General features: G+C 72.0%; 19 protein-coding genes. 6 read left to right on the top strand and 13 right to left on the bottom strand.

Features of this window, described 5'->3' with window-relative positions; translation table 11 throughout:
* The first annotated feature begins 263 nt into the window (after window positions 1-263).
* On the top strand, window positions 264-944 hold the full coding sequence (locus QRN89_RS21655) for an alpha/beta hydrolase (RefSeq protein ID WP_390701411.1): 681 nt from the start codon (window positions 264-266) through the stop codon (window positions 942-944).
* An 80-nt stretch (window positions 945-1,024) separates the two neighbouring features.
* Here QRN89_RS21655 and QRN89_RS21650 read toward each other — a convergent pair whose 3' ends face one another.
* Window positions 1,025-1,978: a LysR family transcriptional regulator gene (locus QRN89_RS21650; protein ID WP_290351032.1), complete on the bottom strand. Its 954-nt coding sequence runs from the start codon at window positions 1,976-1,978 to the stop codon at window positions 1,025-1,027.
* A gap of 62 nt (window positions 1,979-2,040) precedes the next feature.
* Between QRN89_RS21650 and QRN89_RS21645 the strand changes: the two genes are divergently transcribed.
* The 3 genes from QRN89_RS21645 (at window position 2,041) to QRN89_RS21635 (ending at window position 5,227) form a co-directional block, all read left to right on the top strand.
* The gene (locus QRN89_RS21645; RefSeq protein ID WP_290351031.1) at window positions 2,041-3,336 is read left to right on the top strand and encodes an MFS transporter; all 1,296 of its coding nucleotides are present in this window, start codon (window positions 2,041-2,043) and stop codon (window positions 3,334-3,336) included.
* 124 nt (window positions 3,337-3,460) lie between these two features.
* Window positions 3,461-4,174 carry a L,D-transpeptidase family protein gene (locus tag QRN89_RS21640; RefSeq protein WP_290351030.1) on the top strand — a complete coding sequence of 238 codons (714 nt, stop codon included), beginning with the start codon at window positions 3,461-3,463 and terminating at the stop codon, window positions 4,172-4,174.
* A gap of 66 nt (window positions 4,175-4,240) precedes the next feature.
* On the top strand, window positions 4,241-5,227 hold the full coding sequence (locus QRN89_RS21635) for a sigma-70 family RNA polymerase sigma factor (protein ID WP_290351029.1): 987 nt from the start codon (window positions 4,241-4,243) through the stop codon (window positions 5,225-5,227).
* Here QRN89_RS21635 and QRN89_RS21630 read toward each other — a convergent pair.
* The 12 genes from QRN89_RS21630 to QRN89_RS21575 form a co-directional block, all read right to left on the bottom strand.
* Window positions 5,211-5,531: an STAS domain-containing protein gene (locus QRN89_RS21630; protein WP_290351028.1), complete on the bottom strand. Its 321-nt coding sequence runs from the start codon at window positions 5,529-5,531 to the stop codon at window positions 5,211-5,213. The two genes, QRN89_RS21635 and QRN89_RS21630, sit on opposite strands and share 17 nt — an antisense overlap.
* 349 nt (window positions 5,532-5,880) lie before the next feature.
* Window positions 5,881-7,158: a thymidine phosphorylase gene (locus QRN89_RS21625; protein WP_290351027.1), complete on the bottom strand. Its 1,278-nt coding sequence runs from the start codon at window positions 7,156-7,158 to the stop codon at window positions 5,881-5,883.
* A gap of 166 nt (window positions 7,159-7,324) precedes the next feature.
* On the bottom strand, window positions 7,325-7,753 hold the full coding sequence (locus QRN89_RS21620) for a cytidine deaminase (RefSeq protein ID WP_290351026.1): 429 nt from the start codon (window positions 7,751-7,753) through the stop codon (window positions 7,325-7,327).
* Entirely contained in the window at window positions 7,750-9,021 is a 1,272-nt protein-coding gene (locus QRN89_RS21615) for an ABC transporter permease (protein ID WP_290351025.1), read from the bottom strand. The genes QRN89_RS21620 and QRN89_RS21615 overlap by 4 nt, the downstream gene beginning before the upstream one ends.
* Window positions 9,022-9,112: 91 nt before the next feature.
* Window positions 9,113-10,222 carry an ABC transporter permease gene (locus QRN89_RS21610; RefSeq protein WP_290351024.1) on the bottom strand — a complete coding sequence of 370 codons (1,110 nt, stop codon included), beginning with the start codon at window positions 10,220-10,222 and terminating at the stop codon, window positions 9,113-9,115.
* The gene (locus QRN89_RS21605) at window positions 10,219-11,862 is read right to left on the bottom strand and encodes an ABC transporter ATP-binding protein (RefSeq protein ID WP_390701410.1); all 1,644 of its coding nucleotides are present in this window, start codon (window positions 11,860-11,862) and stop codon (window positions 10,219-10,221) included. The genes QRN89_RS21610 and QRN89_RS21605 overlap by 4 nt, the downstream gene beginning before the upstream one ends.
* Window positions 11,863-12,012: 150 nt before the next feature.
* Window positions 12,013-13,059 (bottom strand): BMP family lipoprotein, encoded by a 1,047-nt coding sequence (locus QRN89_RS21600; protein WP_290351023.1) that lies wholly within the window; start codon window positions 13,057-13,059, stop codon window positions 12,013-12,015.
* 147 nt (window positions 13,060-13,206) lie between these two features.
* Window positions 13,207-14,445, bottom strand: a complete 1,239-nt coding sequence (locus tag QRN89_RS21595; protein WP_290353808.1) for a M20 family metallopeptidase — start codon at window positions 14,443-14,445, stop codon at window positions 13,207-13,209.
* 371 nt (window positions 14,446-14,816) lie between these two features.
* Complete coding sequence (locus QRN89_RS21590) at window positions 14,817-15,896, bottom strand: hypothetical protein (RefSeq protein ID WP_290351022.1); 1,080 nt, start codon at window positions 15,894-15,896, stop codon at window positions 14,817-14,819.
* 5 nt (window positions 15,897-15,901) lie between these two features.
* Window positions 15,902-16,822 (bottom strand): N-acetylneuraminate synthase family protein, encoded by a 921-nt coding sequence (locus QRN89_RS21585; RefSeq protein ID WP_290351021.1) that lies wholly within the window; start codon window positions 16,820-16,822, stop codon window positions 15,902-15,904.
* 21 nt (window positions 16,823-16,843) lie between these two features.
* Window positions 16,844-18,076, bottom strand: a complete 1,233-nt coding sequence (locus QRN89_RS21580; protein ID WP_290351020.1) for an acylneuraminate cytidylyltransferase — start codon at window positions 18,074-18,076, stop codon at window positions 16,844-16,846.
* A 31-nt stretch (window positions 18,077-18,107) separates the two neighbouring features.
* Complete coding sequence (locus QRN89_RS21575; protein WP_290351019.1) at window positions 18,108-19,436, bottom strand: DUF6716 putative glycosyltransferase; 1,329 nt, start codon at window positions 19,434-19,436, stop codon at window positions 18,108-18,110.
* 188 nt (window positions 19,437-19,624) lie between these two features.
* On the opposite strand from QRN89_RS21575, the gene QRN89_RS21570 reads away from it, so the two are divergent.
* A complete protein-coding gene (locus tag QRN89_RS21570) occupies window positions 19,625-20,617 on the top strand; it encodes a glycosyltransferase family 2 protein (protein ID WP_290351018.1) in 993 nt (330 codons plus the stop codon).
* Complete coding sequence (locus QRN89_RS21565) at window positions 20,617-22,017, top strand: polysialyltransferase family glycosyltransferase (RefSeq protein ID WP_290351017.1); 1,401 nt, start codon at window positions 20,617-20,619, stop codon at window positions 22,015-22,017. The genes QRN89_RS21570 and QRN89_RS21565 overlap by 1 nt, the downstream gene beginning before the upstream one ends.
* Window positions 22,018-22,290 lie beyond the last annotated feature (273 nt).

Below are 22,290 nucleotides of genomic sequence, written 5' to 3'. Positions count from 1 at the left end.
CAGCTGCACGAATCACCTGTCGATACGTAACAGTGACCGTGCGGACGGGTGGAGTACACCTGTCCTTCTGAGACTGTTCTGCCATGGCACACCACGCACTGCCCCGGTGGTGGGGGCGCACGGCGGGCGCGGCGGGGTCGGCCCGTGCCCGGCTCGAGGGGAACGCGGCACGGGCGGAACGGCGGAACGGCGCGGCTGTGCAGGCCGGCCTGGGCCGCGCGGTCCGGCCCTCCGGGGAGGCGGCGGACGGGGTCGTCACCGGGGTGGTGCTGGTACTTCCGGACGGTGAGCCCGAGTCGGCACGCGGCCCGTCCACGCTCTCCCACGCCTCCGTGCTGCCGCTCGCCCGCTCCCTCGCCCGCGCGGGCCGTCCGGACGGCCTCGTCGCCCACGTCGTACGCTACCGCGGGCGCGGCTGGAACGGCGCGGACGCCCGGCTCGCCGCGGACGCCTCCTGGGCCGCGGACGAGGCGGTACGGCGCTACGGCGACGTCCCCGTGTGCCTGGCCGGCCGGGGGATGGGCGGCCGCGCCGCCCTGCACGCGGCGGGGCACGACGCGGTCAACTCCGTGCTGGCACTGGCCCCTTGGCTGCCCGAGGACGACGTCGCCGCACCACCCGAACCGGTGAGGCAGCTCGTGGGCCGACGGGTGCTGATCGTGCACGGGACGAACGACGCGAGGAGCGATCCGGAGCTGTCGTACCGGCTGGCGGAGCGGGCGAAGAAGACCAACCGGGACACCTGCCGGTTCGAGGTCCACTCGGACGGGCACGCGCTGCGCCAGTACCAGGCCGAAGTCCAGGCCCTGGCCGCGGACTTCGTCCTCGGCTCCCTCTTCTCGCGCGCCTACGCCCGACCCGTCGCGGACGCGCTCGCCGCACCCCCGCCGCTCGGGCTCCGGATGCCCCTTGCCGCGGGCTTCGGACGGGCGCTGCGTCACTGAAGGCGCGGGTGCCTCCCCCGCGGCGGGCGCCCCGGTCGACGGGGCGCGCGGCCGTCCGCTCGGCCGGGCCGGGGCGCGGCTCAGTCGGGGAGCAGGTTCCCCCGGCGCGACAGCAGGAACTTCTTGAACGCCGCCACCGGCGGCGTGTCCACGTGCCCGTCCAGCCACGCCACGCCCACCTCCCGGATCGCGCGCGGCGCCGTCACCGTCAGTTCGACCACTCCGGGGCGGGGCACCGCGGGCGGGGGCAGCAGCGCCACGCCGAGGCCGGCGGCGACCAGCCCGCGGAGCGTCTCCGCCTCCTCGCCCTCGAAGGCGACGCGCGGCGAGAAACCCGCCTCGGCGCACAGCGCGTCGGTGATGCGGCGGAGCCCGTAACCGGGTTCGAGGGTCACGAAGGTCTCGTCCGCCGCCTCGGCCAGCCGGATCCGCCTGCGGGTGGCGAGCCGGTGGTCGTCGGGGACGACGAGACGCAGCCGCTGTTCGTCGAGGCGCCGGGCGACCAGGTCGGGTGCGTCCGGGACCGGCGAGGTGAGACAGAGGTCGAGTTCGCCTGCGCGGAGCCGCTCGATCATCGCCTCGCCGTAGTTCTGCACGAGCGTGAAGCGGATGCGGGGATGGTCGACGCGGAACGCCCGGATCAGTTCGGGCACGGTCTCGGAGCCCATGGTGTGCAGGAAGCCGAAGGCGACCTTGCCCGCTGACGGGTCGGCGTCGGCGCGCACCGCCTCCGCCGCCCGCTCGACCTCGGCGAGGGCCCGCTCCACCGAGAAGAGGAAGTCGCGCCCGGCGGGCGTCAGCGACACGGTGCGGCCCTTGCGGGTGAACAGCGTGACGCCCAGGTCCCGTTCGAGGCGGACCATGGCGCGCGAGAGCGTCGACTGGGGCACGCCGAGCTCCTGTGCGGCCCTGGTCACGTGCTCGTGGCGGGCGACCCCGGCGAAGTAGGCGAGGCGCGGCGCGAGCAGCAGCCGCATGTCTTCTTCGTAACTGCCCGGTGACAGGCGACCCTCTGAGCTGTAGTCATGCGCCATGGGAACGATTAAAGCCGTTCCATGCATTGGACGCATCAAAAAGGTGTGCCTACCTTCGAGATATGCCTTCCGCAAGTACCGGGGCACCCGCCACCGTGGGTGCCCTCTCCTCGCCGTCCCCCGAACCCACCCCGTCGCGGCTCGCCCCCGGCGTCGCCGGCTACCGCAGGATGAGCTTCGCGCTCTTCACCGCGGGCGTCGCCACCTTCGCCCTCCTCTACTCCACCCAGGCCCTGCTGCCCGCCCTGTCCGACGACTTCGGCGTGACCGCGAGCGCGGCCAGCTGGACGGTCTCGGCGGCCACCGGGGCGCTCGCCCTGTGCGTCCTGCCGCTGAGCGCGCTGTCCGAGCGGTTCGGCCGGGTGCGGCTGATGACGGTGTCCCTGGTGGTGGCGACGGTCGTGGGGCTGCTGGTGCCGTTCGCGCCGGGCCCGGAGTGGCTGGTGGCGCTGCGTGCGGTGCAGGGCGCGGCGCTGGCGGGCATCCCCGCCTCGGCGATGGCGTACCTGGCGGAGGAGGTCCGTCCGAAGGCGCTGGTCGCCGCGATCGGGCTGTTCGTCGCGGGCAACAGCATCGGCGGGATGAGCGGCCGGATCGTGACCGGCTGGGTCGCGCAGCTGTGGGGCTGGCGGGCCGCGCTCGCCGCGGTCGGCCTGATGGCGGTGGTCTGCACCGTGGCGTTCCGGCTGCTGCTGCCGAAGGCACGGCACTTCACGCCCGGTTCGCTGAACCCGAGCGCGCTGGCGCGCACCGTCCGCGGCCATCTGTCGGACCCGCTGCTGATGCGGCTGTACGGGATCGGCGCGCTCTTCATGACGGTCTTCGGCGCGGTCTACACCGTCATCGGCTACCGCCTCGTCGACGCCCCGTTCAGCCTCCCCCAGGGCGTCGTCGGCTCCGTGTTCCTGGTGTATCTGGTCGGTACGGTCTCGTCGGCGGCAGCCGGCCGCCTCGTGGGCAGGCTGGGCCGGCGGGGCGCGCTGTACCTCGCGGTCGGTACGACGACGGCCGGTCTGCTGCTGTCGCTCGCCGACTCGCTGGCCGCGGTGCTGGCGGGCCTGGTGCTGATCACGGCGGGCTTCTTCGCGGGGCACGCGGTGGCCTCCTCCTCGGTCAGCAGGACCGCGACGACGGGCCGCGCCCAGGCCTCGGCGCTGTACCAGTCGGCGTACTACCTCGGCAGCAGCGCGGGCGGCACGCTCGGCGCGGTCGCCTTCCACTCGGGCGGCTGGGCCGGCACGGTGCTGCTGGGGCTGCTCGCGGTGCTCGGCGTCGTGTCGATCACGCTGTACGGGTCGTACGCGGCCCGTGCGCGGGAACGCCGGCCGGTGCTCTCCGGGGCGGCAGTTCGCCACTGAGGCTGCTGTGGCGGCGGTCCCGCGAATCCGCCGAATCCGTCCCCTCGTCCCTACAACCGCGGCTCCCCCGTACGCGTCCATAGGTCAAGGCAACCGCACCGGGCGTACAGGGGAGTTGGTGACCATGGGCCACGCAGGACACTGGGGGACCATACGGAGACGGGGTGGTGTCGCCCTCGGCATCACCGGGCTGGTCGTGCCGCTGAGCCTCGCGCTCGGCGCCGCGCCGGCCCAGGCGGCGTCGTGCACGACGTCGACCGGGCCGTACCAGAAGCAGGTCGAGAAGTTCATGGGCCTGAAGGTCGACGGGCGGCAGTCGCCGTCCGACTGCAAGGCGATCCAGACGTTCCAGCGCTGGCACGGGATCACCCCGACCATCGGTTACGCGGGCACGGTCACCTGGCGCACGATGAACACGATCCTGGCGCAGCGGGCGGCGGGCACGAACCCGAACAGGGCCGGCACGTGCCCGACCAACAAGGGGCGCATCGCCTGTGTCGACCTGACCCGTCAGCTGAGCTGGATCCAGGACGGCGCGAAGCTCAAGTACGGCCCGGTGCCGGTGCGGACCGGGCGGAACGGCGCGGAGACCCGGACCGGCGCGAAGCGGGTCTACTACCGCAGTGCCAACCACTGGTCGACGATCTACAAGGTGTGGATGCCGTACTCGCAGTTCTTCGACGGCGGGCAGGCATTCCACTCGGTCACCAAGAGCATGTACAACCCGCCCGGTTCCGGCGGCTGCGTCAACATGCGGCCGACGGACGCCAAGGCGTACTGGAACCTGCTCAAGAACGGGGACGACGTGTACGTCTACGGGCGCAAGCCCGGAACCTGACCCCCGTTGTCAGTCCCCTCCTGTAGCGTCCGAAGGGCTGGTGCGGATGGCGACAGGGGCGGACCCATGGGTGATCTGGCAACGACACAGGACCTCGAATCCCGGCTGGAGGGCTACCGGACGGAGCTCACCGGTTACTGCTACCGCATGCTCGGCTCGGCCTTCGAGGCGGAGGACGCGGTCCAGGACACCATGGTCCGGGCCTGGAAGAGCTTCGAGAAGTTCGAGGGAAGATCCTCGCTGCGTTCGTGGCTGTACCGCATCGCCACGAACGTGTGCCTGGACATGCTGAACGCGGGCAACCGCCGGGCCCGTCCGATGGACCTGACCGCCGCCACCCCGGTGGCCCAGGCCCGGCTCACCGCCCGTCCGGAGATCACCTGGCTGGAGCCGGTGCCGGACGGGCGGGTGCTGCCGTCGGTGGCCGACCCGGCCGACACGACGGTGGAGCGCGAGTCGATCAGGCTGGCGTTCGTCGCCGCGCTGCAGCACCTGCCGCCGAAGCAGCGCGCGGTGCTGATCCTGCGGGAGGTGCTGGCGTGGAAGGCCGCCGAGGTGGCCGAGCTGCTGGGCACGTCCGTCGCCTCGGTCAACAGCGCGCTCCAGCGGGCCCGTGCCACCCTCGCGGAGTACGACCCCTCGGAATCCGATCCGGCGGACCCGCTCGACGAGGAGCAGCAGAAGCTGCTGGAGCGCTATGTCGCCGCCTTCGAGGGGTACGACATGCAGGCGCTGACGGCCCTGCTGCGCGAGGACGCGACGATGTCCATGCCGCCGTACGACCTGTGGCTGCGGGGCCACGACGACATCGTGGGCTGGATGCTCGGTGTCGGCGAGGTGTGCCGCGGCTCGAAGCTGGTCGCCACGGTGGCCAACGGCTCGCCGGCGTTCGCGCAGTACCACCCGAGCCAGGACGGCGAGGGGTACGAGCCGTGGGCGCTGATCGTGCTGGAGGTCGCCGACGGCCGGATCGGCGCGATGGACTTCTTCCTGGACACCAAGCGCTGGTTCCCGCTGTTCGGGCTGCCGGAGCGGCTCAGCCCCGAGGGCTGACCCGCGACGGCCGGTCCGGGTCGTCGTCGCCCAGCCCGACGAGGGAGAGCAGGGCAAGCAACTCGGGACCGGCGTTGACGAGCCGCAGCTCCCGGCCCAGCCCGAGGGCGGTCAGCCGCAGCCGGGCGACGGCGTTGACGGCCGTCAGATCGGCGACGGCCAGCCGGCCCGCGTCGCACACGACCTCCCCGCCGGTGCCGTCAACGGCGGCGTGTCGCCGCAGCCGGGCACACAACAGCGGCACATCGGCCGGAGTGATCCGGCCGACGAGTTCAAGAACGATCGGCTGCCGAGTGCTGTCCACACGAGAAGAGACCGCGCCCGCTACGACAACTCATCGGATCGGCACGGTCACTTCCGGCGTGGGGCACGCGCGCACGGGAGACCGGGCCGGCAGTCAGCGACAGGAGAGGCGCCCGTGTCGATCGTGAGGTCGAAGGGGGCGGGGATGTGGAGCCCGTCCCCGTACTGCACGGTGTCGGGCACGCGGTACCGGGCGGGAATCAGTGCGCAGAGCTGCCGCTGGACCCTCTGGGCGACGCTGTTGTGGCTGTTCGCAGGCGTGGGTCCAGCATGACGAACGGGACCGGCGGCCCACCACCGATCCCGTTCGCCCGAGAGAAGTCACCGGGCTCCTGCCCGCGCCCGCATCGTCAGGCGATGCGCTCCAGAACCACCGGGGTCGCCTCGTACGAGGTGCCCGGTGCGGCGATGTCGAAGGAGCCCTCCAGGGACTGCAGGGCGTAGTCGAACTTCTCGGGGGTGTCCGTGTGCAGGGTCATCAGCGGGGCGCCCGCGGTGACCTCGTCGCCGGGCTTGGCATGGAGCTCGACGCCCGCGCCCGCCTGCACCGGGTCCTCCTTGCGGGCCCGGCCGGCGCCCAGGCGCCAGGCCGCCACGCCGACCCCGTAGGCGTCGAGGCGGGTCAGCACGCCCGAGGCCGGGGCCGTGATCACGTGCTGCTCGCGCGCGACCGGGAGTGCGGCGTCCGGGTCGCCGCCCTGTGCGGCGATCATGCGGCGCCAGACGTCCATCGCCGAACCGTCGGCCAGGGCCTTCGCCGGGTCGGCGTCCTTGATGCCGGCGGCGTCGAGCATCTCGCGGGCCAGCGCCAGGGTCAGCTCCACGACGTCGGCGGGGCCGCCGCCCGCCAGCACCTCGACGGACTCGCGGACCTCGAGGGCGTTGCCGGCGGTGAGGCCGAGCGGCGTCGACATGTCGGTGAGCAGTGCGACGGTCTTCACCCCGTGGTCCGTGCCGAGGCCGACCATGGTGGAGGCGAGCTCCCGGGCGTCGTCGACGTTCTTCATGAAGGCGCCGGAGCCGACCTTCACGTCCAGCACGAGGGAGCCCGTGCCCTCGGCGATCTTCTTGGACATGATCGAGGAGGCGATCAGCGGGATGGCCTCGACCGTGCCGGTGACGTCGCGCAGGGCGTACAGCTTCTTGTCGGCGGGGGCGAGCCCGTCGCCCGCGGCGCAGATGACCGCACCGGTGGTGTCGAGGACGCGCAGCATCTCCTCGTTGGACAGCAGCGCCCGCCAGCCGGGAACGGACTCCAGCTTGTCGAGGGTGCCGCCGGTGTGGCCGAGGCCGCGGCCGGACAGCTGCGGCACGGCGGCACCGCAGGCGGCGACCAGCGGGGCCAGCGGGAGCGTGATCTTGTCGCCGACGCCGCCCGTGGAGTGCTTGTCGGCGGTCGGGCGCGACAGCGACGAGAAGTCCATGCGCTCACCGGACGCGATCATCGCGGCGGTCCAGCGGGCGATCTCCGTCCGGTTCATGCCGTTCAGCAGGATCGCCATCGCCAGGGCCGACATCTGCTCGTCGGCGACCTCGCCGCGCGTGTACGCGTCGATGACCCAGTCGATCTGCTCGGGGGTGAGTTCGCCTCGGTCGCGCTTGGTGCGGATGACGGAGATGGCGTCCATGTGCTTGGGGTCCTTCCGGGTGCGAACCAGGTGGTGCGAAAAATGTCGCGGCCCCTCCGCCGGAGCAGCGGAGAGGCCGCCGGGTCATGGCCCGCGGGCCTGGGGCGTGTGGCGGAAGTCCCTCCGCCCGCCCTGCGGGCGGAGGGAGCTACTTCCGCCACACGCCCTAGCCGAGCTTCTCCGGGCCGAGCTTCTCCGGGCCGAAGGCCAGGGGCAGCAGCTCGGAGAGGGGCAGGATGCCCGCCTCCGTCTCCAGCAGCAGACCGGGGCCGCCGAACTCGTACAGGAGCTGGCGGCAGCGGCCGCACGGCATGAGTACCTCGCCGCTGCCGTCCACGCAGGTGAAGTGCGTGAGGCGGCCTCCGCCGGAGGCGTGCAGCTGCGAGACGAGTCCGCACTCGGCGCACAGCGACAGGCCGTACGAGGCGTTCTCGACGTTGCAGCCGCTGATGGTGCGGCCGTCGTCGACGAGCGCTGCCGCGCCGACCGGGTAGCCCGAGTACGGGACGTACGCGTGGGACATCGCGTCCCTCGCCGCCTCGCGCAGGGCCTCCCAGTCGACGGCGTCGGCGGCCGGCGCGGGGCCGGGGGTCACTTGCCCTGCCCCTTCTTGTACGGCAGGCCGTCGGCCTTGGGCGGCCGCAGTCGCTGCGCCGACAGTGCGAGCACCAGCAGCGTGGTGACGTACGGCGCGGCGTCCACGAACTGGCTGGGCAGCGCGTCGGTGAGTCCGTACCAGGCGAAGAGCAGACCGGAGACCGCGAGGCAGATCGCCCCCTGCCAGTACTTCTTCTTGTACAGCTGCCACGCGAAGGCGAGCACCAGCAGGATCGCCAGGAGCAGGAGCATGGCGTGGACGTTCTCGGCGCCGCCGCGCAGCTTGAGGCTGTCGGTGAAGCCGAACAGTCCGGCGCCGAGGGCCAGTCCTCCCGGCATCCAGTTGCCGAAGATCATCGCGGCGAGACCGATGTAGCCGCGGCCGCCGGTCTGGCCCTCCTGGTAGATGCCGGTGGAGACGATCACGAGGAACGCCCCGCCGAGTCCGGCCAGCGCACCGGAGACGATCACGGCGATGTACTTGTACTTGTAGACGTTGACGCCGAGGGTCTCGGCGGCGACGGGGTTCTCACCGCAGGACCGCAGCCGCAGGCCGAAGCCGGTCCGCCACAGGATCCACCAGGTGGCGGGCACGAGCAGCAGCGCGACGACCGTCAGCAGCGACAGGTTGGTGACGAGGCCGCCGAGGACGCCCGCCAGGTCGGAGACGAAGAACCAGTGCTTGGCCTGCAGGTCCGCCAGGGCGTCCGAGAGCCCGGGAATCGTGATCTCGGTGATCTGGTCGATGCGCGGGGACTGCTTCGAGGAGCCGCCGGGGGCCTCGGCGAAGGTGAAGTTCGACAGGTAGCGGGTGACGCCGATGGCGAGGATGTTGATCGCCACACCCGAGACGATGTGGTTCACGTTGAACGTCACCGTCATGATCGCGTGCAGCAGGCCGCCGAGTGCGCCGCCGACGACGCCCATCACGACACCGGTCCACGGGCCCCACTGGAAGCCGGCCCAGGCACCGAACCAGGTGCCCATGATCATCATGCCTTCGAGGCCGATGTTGACGACGCCCGCCCGCTCGGCCCACAGACCGCCGAGTCCGGCGAGGCCGATCGGGACGGCCAGCTGGAGGGCTCCGGAGACCTGGCCGACCGAGGTCAGGTCGTTGGCGCCGCTGATCACCCGGACCAGCGAGAACAGCGCGAGACCGGCCGCGATGATCAGCAAGATGACCGGCAGGGACAGCGTGGGGCGTCCACCGCCCTTCTTGGGCGCGGTGCTCGTCATCGAGACCGTGCTCGTGGACTCGCTCATGCCGTCCTCATTTCGTTCGCTTCTCCGCTCTCGCGGCGCGGGGCCGCGGCCTTCGTCGTCGTCTGCGGCCCGTCGGCCGCGCGCGCGTCACTCACAGCGCAACCTCTTCCTTGTTCCTGCGGGCCTGGGCGGCGAGCTCCTCGCCGACCTTCTGCTGCTGGCGGCGGAGCCCGTACTGGCGGACGAGTTCGTAGGACACGACGACCGAGATCACGATGAGTCCCTGCATGATCGTCGCGATCTCCTTCTCGTAGCCGAACTGGTCCAGGTCGGCCGAGGTCTTCTCGATGAAGGAGATGAGGAGTGCGGCGAAGAAGATGCCGATCGGGTTGTTGCGGCCCAGCAGCGCGATGGTGATGCCCGTGAAGCCGACGCCGGCCGGGAAGCTCAGGCTGTACGTGTGGGTCTGGCCCAGCAGCAGCGGCATACCGACGAGACCGGCCATCGCGCCCGAGATCAGCATGGCGGTGAGGACCATCTTCTTGGAGTCGACGCCGCTCGCCTGCGCCGCGGACTCGCTGGCGCCGGTGGCGCGCAGGTCGAAGCCGAAGCGTGTGCGGTTGAGCGTGAACCAGTAGACGATGCCGAGGGCGAAGGCCACGAAGGTGAAGCCGTAGATCGTGCCACCCTCCATCGCCAGGCCGGGGAACCAGCCGGACTCGGCGATCTGGCCGGTGGTCAGGTCGTTCGAACCGGCCAGCTGCTCACCGAGGTTGGCGGGCAGGATCAGCCAGGCGATCAGGCTGGTGGCGATCGCGTTGAGCATGATCGTGGAGACGACCTCGCTGACACCGCGGCTGGTCTTCAGGACACCGGCGATACCGGCCCAGAGCGCGCCGACCAGCATCGCGACGATCACGATCAGCAGGACGTGCAGCGGTGCGGGCAGCTCGACGGACGCGCCGACGACGGCGGCGAGCATCACGGCGAGGCGGTACTGGCCGTCCACACCGATGTTGAACAGGTTCATCCTGAAGCCGATGGCGACGGCGAGCGCGGCGAGGTAGTACGTGCCGGCCTGGTTGAGGATGTTGACCTGGACGTCCGTGAACTCGGCCGTCTGGAACATCAGCTGGTACGGCTCGAACGGGTCGCGGTCCGAGACGAGCAGCACCACGGAGGTGAGCAGGAACGCGACGACCAGGGCGAGGCCCGGGCCGGCGATGCCGAGGAGCAGCCGGTCCTTGTCGAACTTCTTCATCGGCCCTCACCGTTCTCGTTGTGCTCGAGGTGGCCGGTGGCAGCGCCGGTCATGGCCGAACCCAGCTCCTCGGGGGTGATCGTGGCGGGGTCGGCGTCCGCGACCAGCCGGCCCCGGTACATCACCCGCAGGGTGTCGGAGAGCCCGATGAGCTCGTCCAGGTCGGCGGAGATCAGCAGCACCGCCAGGCCCTCGCGCCGTGCCTCGCGGATCTGGTCCCAGATCTGCGCCTGCGCGCCGACGTCCACACCACGGGTGGGGTGGGCGGCGATGAGCAGCTTGGGGCTGTGGCTCATCTCACGGCCGACGATCAGCTTCTGCTGGTTCCCGCCGGAGAGGGAGGCGGCCGTGACCTCGATGCCGGGGGTGCGGACGTCGTACTCGCGCACGATCCGCTCGGTGTCCTTGCGGGCCGCCTTGAGGTCGAGCAGGCCCTTCTTGCTGTTGGGCCGCTCGGTGACGTGGCCGAGGATGCGGTTCTCCCAGAGCGGCGACTCCAGCAGCAGGCCGTGGCGGTGGCGGTCCTCGGGGATGTACCCGATACCGTCCTCGCGGCGCTTGCGGGTCGGCGCGTGCGAGATGTCCGTCCCGTCGAGGGTGATCACACCGCCGTCGGGGTCGCGCATGCCCATGAGCGCCTCGATGAGCTCGGTCTGGCCGTTGCCCTCGACGCCGGCGATGCCCATGACCTCGCCCTTGTGGATGGTGAAGGTGATGCCGTCGAGAACCTCGCGGACGACGCCGTCCGGGTCCGTCGCGGTCAGCCGCAGCGCGTCGACGTTCAGCATCGGCACATCGGTCACGGTCGACTCGCGGGTCTCCGGCGAGGGCAGCTCGCTGCCCACCATCAGCTCGGCGAGCTGCTTCGGAGTGGTGGTGCGCGGGTCGGCGGTGCCGACGGTGGTGCCGCGGCGGATGACGGTGATGTCGTCGGCCACGGAGAGCACTTCGCCCAGCTTGTGGGAGATGAAGATGACGGTCAGGCCCTCGGCCTTGAGCTCCCGGAGGTTGTCGAAGAGCGCGTCGACCTCCTGCGGCACGAGCACGGCGGTCGGCTCGTCGAGGATGAGGGTGCGGGCACCCCGGTAGAGGACCTTGAGGATCTCGACTCGCTGGCGGTCGGCGACGCCGAGCTGCTCGACGAGGACGTCCGGGCGGATGTTCAGCCCGTACGCGTCGGAGATCTCCTTGATCTTGTCACGGGCCTTCGCGCCGATGCCGTGGAGCTTCTCGCCGCCGAGTACGACGTTCTCGAGCACGGTGAGGTTGTCCGCCAGCATGAAGTGCTGGTGGACCATGCCGATGCCGGTCGCGATGGCATCGGCCGGGCTGTGGAAACCGACCTGCCTGCCGTCGATCGTGATCGTTCCCTCGTCCGGCTTCTGCATGCCGTAGAGGATCTTCATCAGGGTCGACTTGCCGGCACCGTTCTCACCGACGAGGGCGTGGACCGTGCCCTTGCGGATGGTGATGTCGATGTCGTGGTTGGCGACGACGCCGGGGAAGCGCTTGGTGATGCCGCGCAGTTCTACAGCCGGCGGCGTTGACGGACTGGACGCGTTGATGACGCACTCTCCTTGGCGGGAAAGGAGCGAGAAGCAGTGGGCAGGGCGGACGCCATACGGGTGTCGCGCGGGCAGGGGTGGGGCGAAGTTATCGCGCCCCCAGGGGCTCTACGCGCGTAGCGATACCGAATAGCAAAAACCGATGGCCAGAACCTGGTCCGGGGTCCGGAAGGGCGGCTCGCGCTGCCCTTCCGGACCCGGTGACCATCGGGTCGGGCCGCTCGGTTACGGAGCGGTCTTGACCTTGATCGTGCCGGCGATGATGTCGGCCTTGGCCTTGTCGACCGCGGCGGTGACGTCCGTCATCTTGGTGAAGGCCGGGTTGGAGGTGGCCAGGCCCACGCCGTCCTTGTCCAGGCCGTAGCGGATCTCACCGGACTGCGGCTTGCCGTCCTTGACCGACTTGATCAGGTTGAAGACGGCGTCCGAGACGTCCTTCGTCACCGAGGTGAGGATGAAGTTCTTGTACGCCGCGAGGCCCTGCTGGTTGTACTGGTCCGAGTCGACGCCGATGGCCCACTTCTTGGCCTTGGCGGCCGCCTCGATCGAGCCGGAGCCCGCGAGACCGGCGGCGGCGTAGATCACGTCGGCGCCGGCGTCGAGCTGGCCCTGCGCAGCGGCCTTGCCGAGGTCCGGCTTCGAGAAGCCACCGAAGTCCGGCGGCTGGGTCAGGTACTGGACCTTGACGTTGACGTTCTTGTTGGTGTCCTTGACGCCCTGGACGTAGCCCGCCTCGAACTTCTTGATCAGCGGGGTCTCGACGCCGCCGATGAAGCCGACGGTGTTGGACTTCGTCACCTTGGCGGCGGCGACGCCGGCCAGGTAGGAGCCCTGCTCCTCGTTGAAGACCATGTTGGCGATGTTCTTGCCGGTCTTGGAGGTGTCGTCGATGAGACCGAAGGTGGTGTCCGGGAACTTCGGTGCGACCTCGGCGATGGCCGGGGCGTAGGCGAAGCCGACGCCGATCACCGGGTTGTTGCCGGCGCGGGCGAGCGACGTGAGGCGCTGGACCTTGTCCGGGTCCGCCTCGCCCTCGCTGGGCTCGGCCTCGGTGCCCTTGACACCGAGGTCCTTCTCGGCCTTGGCGAGGCCCGCGTAGGCGGCGTCGTTGAACGACTGGTCGCCGCGGCCGCCGATGTCGTAGGCGATGGCGGCCTTGGTGCCGCCGTCCGATCCGGCCTCGGACGAGGTCTTGCCGCCACACGCGGTGGCGGACAGCGCGAGAGCCGCGGACGCGATGCCCACGGTGGCGATCCTGGTGATCCGGCGCACTGAGAGGCTCCTTATAAACCTGACCGAAAGCGCCACTTCCGGCGCTGGTTTTGCGGCGATCGTAACGCGCGTAGATGTCAGGTAAAGACGTGTTCGACAGCCGTTATCGGATCGTCGCGTTGGACGAACGTAAGATGAACTGTCTGGTTACGATCGGTGGTCGTCCAGCAGGGCCGCCGCCGTGAACAGTTCCACGCCGACACGGATGGCCTCCTCGTCCACGTCGAAGTCGCCGCGGTGCAGGTCGAGGCGGGAGCCCGAACCGGGGGTGCGGACGCCGAGGCGGGCCATCGCGCCCGGGACGTGCTCCAGGTACCAGGAGAAGTCCTCGCCGCCGAGACTCTGCTCGGTGTCCTCGATCGCCTGCGATCCGCGTCGCGCCGCATGGGCGTCGCTCAGCAGTTCCGTGATCACCGGGTCGTTGACCACGGGCGGCACCCCGCGGATGTAGTTGATCTGCGACTTGGCCCGGTGCAGCGTCGCGATCTCGTCGACGGCGGCGTGCACCAGGTCCGGGGCCTCGCGCCAGGCGGGCAGGTCCAGGCAGCGGACGGTGCCCGCGAGTTCCGCCTGCTGCGGGATGACGTTGCAGGCGTGCCCGGACTCGATGCGGCCCCAGGTCAGGGCCAGTCCGGAGCGGGTGTCCACCCGGCGGGACAGCAGCGCCGGGACCTCGGTGACGATCTTGGCCGCGGCCGTGACGAGGTCCGTGGTCAGATGCGGACGCGCGGTGTGGCCGCCGGGGCCGTCAAGGGTGATTTCCAGCCGGTCGCAGGCCGAGGTGATGGGGCCGGTGCGCAGTCCGATCCGGCCGACGTCGACGCGCGGGTCGCAGTGCACGGCGATGATCCGGCCCACGCCGTCCAGCGCCCCGGACTCGATCGCGTCGGCCGCGCCGCCCGGCAGCACCTCCTCCGCCGGCTGGAAGATCAGCCGCACCGGGTGGGGCAGCAGCCCCTGCCGGTCGAGGTCGGCGAGAACCAGACCGGCGCCGAGGACCGCCGTGGTGTGGACGTCGTGGCCGCAGGCGTGGGCCCGGTCCGGCACGGTCGAGCGGTACGGCACGCCCGTCTTGGTGTCCGGGATCGGAAGGGCGTCGATGTCGGCGCGCAGTGCGAGCATGGGCCGGACCCGGTCCGTGCCCACGTCGCACACGAGTCCCGTGCCCGTCGACAGCACCTGCGGGCGCAGGCCGGCGGCCTCCAGACGCGCCTTGATCGCGGCGGTCGTGCGGAACTCCTGGTTCCCGAGCTCCGGGTGCATGTGCAGGTCCCGGCGGAAGGCGATGAGTTCGGTGCGCAGGGCGTCGGACAGCGTGCCGGGCAGAACGTAGTCGCCGGGCAACTCGGCTTCGCCGGGCAGGCCGGCGTCGGGCTCGCGGGACATCAACTGGTTCACCCGTTGAAGAGTAGGCCCCTTCAAGGCCCAACTAACTCGAGATCAACAAAAGTTCAGCCCTATAGGGGGAAGAAAATGCGTCTGACGACGCATGGCCGTCGTTCCGTGTGGGTAAGCTCACCCGCTCCTGACCACGATATGGACACTCCGGCCCCCTGTCGCGTCCAGGTCGGCCGTACGGGTACCCCGGGCCGGGCGGGGGGAACGTGCGCGCACGCCACCGCCCACCGCCACGGGCCGTCCGCACCGGCCGGACCCCCCCGGTCGCGTGTCCCGCACGGTACCGGCCGGGCTCCGCGGCCAGGGCGGGAAACCGGCCGTACGCGCGCACCCGGCAGCCCGGTACCGTCCCGGGCCGCTCAGGCCGGCGCCGAGAGCCGGTGCACGTGCCGCGCCGTCCCCGTGACCCCCGCGAGGAAGCCCTGGGCCCGGGGCGAGGCCGTGTCCTGGAGCCACTCAGGGGCGATGTCGCACACCGCCACCGTCACACCGGTGCCCGCCAGCGCGAGCGGCAGGGTGTGCACGACCGTGGACGGGAAGCTCAGCACCGTACGGCCGACCGGGCCGCGCCGGGCGATCAGCTCCAGCGGCAGATCCGGCCGGACGATCTCCAGACCGGTGGCGGCGGCGAGCCGGTGCAGCTTGTCCGTGCCCTCCCGGCGGTGGGCGAAGTAGCGGGTGGCGCCGTGCGCCCCGGCAAGCGAGGCGACGGCCTCCAGATACTGCTCGGGGCCGACCACCCCGGTCTCGACGAGCGAGGTGCCCACCAGGTCCGCGCCCCGGGTCAGACGCGGCGGGCCGAAGCGCGAGCGGGTCCAGCGGAGCCGGTTGGGGGTGACGGTGATGCCGTCCGGCACCTCCTCCACGGGCATCGCGGTGAAGAGCTCGACCTCGCGGCAGCGCGACGGCATGAGCCGCCGGCGGGCGGCGGCCGAGACCGGCGCGAGCAGCAGCTCGCGCGGGCCCCGGCGGCCGCGCCGGTGCCAGCGCACCAGCCGTTCGCCCCGCGTCAGCTGCGCCACGAACTCCATGGTCGCCGTGCCGTCGTCGACCACGGTCAGCCGCCGGGTCCCCACGAGGGTGAGCAGGAGCTGCACATAGCGGGAGAACGGGTCGCCGATGACGATCCGCTCGGCCCGCCGCAGCACGGGGCCCAGCGCACGCACGGTCCGGACGACCGCGTCCGCGCCGCCGCGGGCCTCCTGCCAGCGCACCGTGATCCCCTCGTCGCGCGCCAGCTCCACCATCCGGCGCAGCTGTCCGCGGGACATGGGGTCGGTGGGCGAGAGCACGACGACCGTCAGGTCGCCGTGCCGGCCCGCCGGGGTCCGGGCGGCGCCCGGCCCCGGCTGCGCGGGTATCGCGGGGAGCGCGGGTGCGTGTGCCCACTCCAGGACGTTCAGCAGCTGGACCGGGCTCTCGACGAAGGCGAGGTCCATGGTCGTCAGACCGCGACCGGCTCGCTGCGCTCGGCCTCGGCGACGACACCGGGGACGCGGCGGAGCTTCTTCATCGGGGCGAGCTCGGACTCGTAGACCTTCTTCACTCCGTCACCGAGGGCGGCCTCGATGGTGCGGATGTCGCGGACCATGCGCTGCAGCCCGCCGGGCTCGACGGAGGCGGCCTGGTCCGAGCCCCACATGGCGCGGTCGAGCGTGATGTGGCGCTCGACGAACGCGGCGCCGAGCGCGACGGCCGCGAGGGTGGTCTGCAGACCGGTCTCGTGGCCGGAGTAGCCGATCGGGACGTTCGGGTACTCCTGCATCAGGGTGTTGATGACGCGGAGGTTGAGCTCCTCGGCCCTGGCCGGGTACGTCGAGGTCGCGTGGCAGAGCAGGATGTTCTCGCTCCCGAGGACCTCGACGGCGTGCCGGATCTGCTTCGGCGTCGACATGCCGGTGGAGAGGATGACCGTCCTGCCGGTGGCCCGCAGTTCGCGCAGCAGTTCGTCGTCCGTGAGGGAGGCGGAGGCCACCTTGTGGGCGGGGACGTCGAACTTCTCCAGGAAGGCGACGGCCTCGGTGTCCCACGGGGAGGCGAACCAGTCGATGCCGCGCTCACGGCAGTGCTCGTCTATGGCGCGGTACTCGTCCTCGCCGAACTCCACGCGGTGGCGGTAGTCGATGTACGTCATCCGGCCCCAGGGGGTGTCGCGCTCGATGTCCCACTGGTCGCGCGGGGTGCAGATCTCCGGGGTGCGCTTCTGGAACTTGACCGCGTCGCAGCCCGCGTCGGCGGCGGCGTCGATCAGCGCGAAGGCGTTGTCCAGGTCGCCGTTGTGGTTGATGCCGATCTCGCCGGTGACGTAGACGGGCCGGCCGGGACCGGCGGACTTGCCGCCGAGGGTGCGCAGACGGGAGTTCATGGGGGTTCCTTACGGTTCGGCTTACTGGGTGGGGGTGCTGAGGGTGGGACCGAGAAGCCAGGTGGCGATCTCCCGGATCGCGCCGGCGCCACCCGGGGTGGTGGTGACGGCGCGGGCGGCGGCGCGCACGGAGTCGTGCGCGCTCGCGACGGCGACGGGCCAGCCGACCAGCCCGAAGCAGGGCAGGTCGTTGACGTCGTTGCCGGCGTAGAGGACCCGCTCGGGCGCGACCGCGTTCTCCTCGCACCACCGCTCCAGGGCGGCGTCCTTGCGGTCGATGCCGTGCAGGACGGGCAGGTTGAGCTTGCGGGCGCGGGCCGCGACGACGGGGTTCTGTTCGGTGGAGAGGATCAGCAGCTTCAGCCCGGCCCGGCGCAGCGCGGCGATGCCGAGGCCGTCGCCGCGGTGCACGGCGACGAGTTCGCGTCCGTCGGAGTCGACGAGGACGCGGTCGTCGGTCTGGGTGCCGTCGAAGTCGAGGACGACGGCGTCGACGTCCGCGCGGGTGGGGACTGCCGCCGCGTCGAGCAGCGGCGCCAGGGCGCGGGCCCGGGCGAGGTCGTGCGGGTCGTCGATCTCCAGGACCCGCGCGGGGTCGGTCTCGACCAGCGCGGTGCGCCCGAAGAAGCGGTGCCCGTGGACGCGGAGACCGTGGGCGTCCATGGCGTACGCGGCCCCGGTCTCGAGGAAGTCCTCGGGCCGGTCCTGCCGCCGGGGACGGTGGCTCTTGTCGTGGTTGACGCCGCGGGCGCCGTCGTCGGCGGGGGCGGAGGTGCCCGCCCCCGCCGGCTCACGGCGCCAGACGAAGGCGTGGAACGGGGCGACCGCGACCGCGGTGTCGGCGCCGTCCTTCGCCACGGCGGAGGCGACCCGGTCGATGTCGTCGGCGGTCAGGAAGGGGCTGGTGCACTGGACGAGGAGGACGACGTCGACGGTGCGGCCGTGCTCCGCCTCGTAGGCGTCCATGGCGTGGAGCACCGCGGACTCGCTGGTCGCGGTGTCGCCCGCGATGTCCGCGGGACGCTCGACGCAGTGGACCCGGCCGGACGCGCCGAGGGCCGCTCCGGCCGCCCGCGCGGCTTCCGCGATCGCCGCGTCGTCGGTGGACACCACGACATCGGTGACGAGGGGGGATCCCGTGCAGGCCCGCACGGCGCGCGCGACGAGCGGGACGCCGCCGACCGCGGCGAGGTTCTTGCCGGGCACGCCCTTGGAGCCGCCCCTGGCGGGGATCACGGCGAGGACGGTGGTCATGAGGTGCGGCTCCTTCTGGCCTTCGGGACGTTCACAGCTCGCCCATGCGGCGGATGACGGGCGCGACGCGCTGCACGCCGTGGCGGTAGGCGCCGCGTGCCGCCCCGCGGACCGCGTCGCGGACGACGCGGCGCAGCCCCGTGGGCCCGGCGGCCGGCGCCGCCCCCGGCAGCGGGCTGCCGTCCGCGGCGAGCCGGTGGCGGGCGAGGATGCCCGGCAGATAGCCGGGCGCCGTGGCGGGGGTGTAGTAGGGGGTGAGGGGCGGGAGCTCCGGCCGGCGCAGCAGTGCGGCCACGCGCTCGCGCGCCTCGTCGAAGGCCGTCGCGTACCGCCCGTCGGCGGCGACGCCCTGCCGGGCCAGCCACTCCTCGTCGGGTACGGGCCGGTGGCCGCGGTCGAGCCGGTCCCAGGAGGTGAGGAGCCCGGAGCCGAGGAAGTGGTGGTTGCCGAGCGCCTCGCGCACGCCGAGGTCGGTGAGGACCGCGGTGGGGATGCGCCGGTGGAGTGCTTCGAGCGCCGCGGTCGAGGAGACGGTGACCAGCAGGTCCGTCCGGTCCAGTACCTCGCCCATGTGCCCGTACACGAGGCTGAGGTTCGGCGGCAGCCCGCCGGGAAGCCGCTCGGCCAGCCGCTGGTACGGGAGTTCCTCCAGGTGCGTGGTGTGCTCGCCGGGCCGGGAGCGCAGTTTGAGCAGCACCTCCCGGGAGGGGTGGAGCCTGGCGTGCCCGGCGAGGCGGCCGAGCAGGTAGAGGCGGTCGGACCGGCTCTCCGGGACGGACGGCTGGACGGCGAAGACGACCGTGTCCCGTCCCTCCCGCCGTTCGTACGGGGCGCCGCCGAGGAACGGCAGCGCCGCCTCCGTGACCGACGAGGCGTCGGCGCCGGCGCCCTCGTACACGGCGCGGAACCGGTCTGCGTCGTGGCGGGAGTTGGCGAGGACGACGTCCGCCCCGTGCCGGAGCAGCAGCCCGTCGGCGAGCTTCTCGTAGACGACGCCGACGTAGCCGGTGACCAGGACGGGCCGGCGGGGCAGCCGGAGGGCCGCGATCCCGTGGAGCAGGGCCTGCACGGCGCCGCCGACGAGGGCGAGGACGACGACGTCGTACCCCTCGTCGCGCAGCGCACGGAGGAACTCGGCGGCCGTGACCTCGCGCACGGTGTCCGCGGCGACCCCGACCTCGGCGAGTTGCCGCGCGGTGGGCGTCGCCCGCCCTCGCAGCAGGAAGCCGACCGGTTCGGCGGCGTCCGCCGGGTCGTCCCCGGCGGCGATCCGGCGCGCGGTGAGCGCACCCCACTTCCACCGGGTGTCGGAGTCGGCGAGCACGGCGACGCGCGGCGCCTGGCTGGTACGTGATGGCACGCCGAGGACGTTAGAAAGGCATTCGGCTCGGCGGCCCAACTGGGCAGCAACAAATGGTTAACAGCGCGTCGACGAACAGCGAAAGAGCCCGGCAGGCTTCCTGGTTAACAATTCCGCCGCACCTTGTTCACCCCCCGTCCCTCCCGCGGTCAGGGCGAATGCCGGGGCCCACGCCTAATGTCCGGCGCGTGGTCAAGCTCTCGGTCATCGTGCCCTTCTACAACGTTCGGGCCTACGCGCCCGACACCCTCGGAAGCCTTCGGGCGAACGCCCGTGACGACTTCGAGTTCCTGCTCGTCGACGACTGCTCGACGGACGGGACGCCGGAGATCCTGGAACGTGCCGAACGCGAGGTGCCGGGAGCGGTCCTGATCAGACACGAACGGAACGGCGGGCTCGCCACGGCCCGCAACACCGGGCTCGACGCCGCCCGCGGCGAGTACCTCACCTTCCTGGACGGCGACGACTGGCTGGCGCCGGGCTACTACGAGCGGCTGCTCGCGGCCGCCGAGGACCTCGGCGTCGATTTCGTCCGTACCGACCACGTGCAGTGCACGGCCCGGGAGCGCAAGGTCTTCCGGGTGCCCGTCGGTCGCCGGAACGAGGTGCTCCGGCCGCGTGACGCGATCCTGCCCGCCGACCGGTCCACGTCCGTCGACTACCCCATGGCGTGGGCCGGGATCTACCGGCGCGAGCTGCTGGACCGGGGGCTGCTGCACTTCACGGACGGGCTGCGCACCGCCGAGGACCGGCCCTGGATCTGGCGGCTGCACCGCGGGGCGGAGTCCTTCGCCGCGGTGGGTCTGCTGGGGATCTTCTATCGTCGCGGGGTCGCCTCGTCACTGACGCAGATCGGCGACGTACGGCAGCTCGATTTCATCAGGGCTTTCGACCAGGTACTCGAAGAGACCGCCCTTGATGCGGAATCCGAACGGCTTCTCCCGAAAGCCGTCCGGACCTACTGTGCCGTTATTTCCCATCACCTGGGATCGATCGAGAGGTTCGAACCGGCTGTGGCCCGGAAATTGCGTTCCCTGAGCGCGGACGCCCTGCGCCGTATGCCGCAGGACATTCTCAAGGACGCGCTCGACGGCATGGACGGCGAACGCTCCTCGCGGTTGCGCAGGCTGCGCCGCCGTGCGACGGGCGCCTCTCTCTCCGGCGCGGCGGGAGCAGCCTGATGCGTACGACGACGGGCACCGGACCGGGCACGGCACGGACCACGCAGATCTTCTTCGCCTCCACCCTGTACGGCGCGGCGACGCTGGCGGCGGCGCTCGACAGCGGCTGCTTCGCGCCGGCGGACCGCCGGCTGCTGCTGGTGAGCAACAACGCGACGACCCCGGAGACGGCGCCTCCGGTCGACCGGATGCCGGGCTTCGAGCGGCTGCGCGGCCGCTTCGACGGCGTGCTGTCGTGGAACGAGGCGATCGCGCCCTTCCATCCGGGCGGCTGGTCGCCGCGCTCCGACGACGTCCCCCTGTGGGAGCGGTACCTGCGGATGCTGTGGGGGCTCGGGGACGACCGGATCGAGCTGGTCCTGGAGTCCGTCCAGGTCAATCCCGCCCTCGCGGTGGCCCAACTGTTCCCGGACGCCCGGCTCGACGTGTACGCGGACGGGCTGATGAGCTACGGGCCGACCCGCAACAGGATCGATCCGCTGGTCGGGGAGCGGGTGCGCAGGCTGCTGCACCTCGATCTGGTGCCGGGGCTGACGCCGCTGCTGCTGGAGGAGTTCGGCGCCCGTCCGGAAACGGTGCCGACCGAGGCGTTCACCAAGGTGGTCGACGAACTCGCCGCGGGCGCGGGGGACGCCGGAGAGACGGGGGGCGCGGCGGACACCTGGGAGAGGGGGGCCACCGGCGCCGGGCCCGGCGGAGAGGGGCCGGCACTGCTGCTCGGCCAGTATCTGGCGGCTCTGGGCATCCTCACCGCCGAGGAGGAGGAGGCCCTGCACGTCACGATGGTGCGGGGCGCGGTCGCCCACGGCCACCGCCGGCTGGTCTTCAAGCCGCATCCGGTGGCACCGGCGGCGTGGTCGCGGACCCTGGAGCGCGAGGCGGAGCGCCTGGGCGCCGAACTGACCGTCCTGGACCGGCCGGTGCTGGCGGAGGTGCTGTACCGGCGGCTGGAGCCGGCGCTCGTGGTGGGCTGCTTCTCGACGGCGCTGCTGACCGCGAGCACCTTCTACGGCATCCCGGTCGCTCGGGCCGGGACCGAGTCGCTGCTCGACCGGCTGAAGCCGTACCAGAACAGCAACCGGGTGCCGGTGACGCTGGTCGACGCGCTGCTCCCCGACGTGGAGACCGCCGGACCCGGAGTGCCGCGCCGCGTGGACGAGGAGGTGTCGGGGCTGGTCCGGGCCGTCGGGTTCGCGATGCAGCCACAGATCCGCGCGGATCTGCGCGGGGCGGCGGAGACCTATCTGACCGCCCATCTCGCGGCGGGCAACGCCCGCTACTTCAAGCGCCGCCGGCTGACGGTCCTCGGCCTCCCCGGCGGCCTGCCCGTCCCCCGCCACGCCGCGATCCGCCGCGTGGCCCGCCGGGTCCGCCGTCTCAGGCGCGCCGCGCTCGGCTGAGGGGGAACCCCGCGGGGCCCGGGACGGCCCCTGCTGTGAGGACCGGTCCGCGTCCCGCCGTGACCCGCCCGGTGCAGGGTGGTCGCGATGCCCGCGACCACCGCGGCGAGGCCCGCGTGGAGACCCGACTCGTGGTGGGTGACCGGCTCCTCCCCCGCTGCGGCGGCGAGGGGGTGTCCGTTCGAGGCGGCTCGCGCGGGCTTCGAGGTCGTACGCGCTCGGGGCCTGCGCCGGGGCCGCGTCCCCGGCGGACGGCTCCGCCGAGGGCTCCGG

Origin of the sequence: Streptomyces sp. HUAS CB01, assembly GCF_030406905.1 — a bacterium.
In the GTDB taxonomy this organism is placed as follows: Bacteria; Actinomycetota; Actinomycetes; order Streptomycetales; family Streptomycetaceae; genus Streptomyces; species Streptomyces chengbuensis.
Note: the sequence above shows the minus strand (reverse complement) of the source record. Positions and strands in the feature narration are given on the sequence as shown.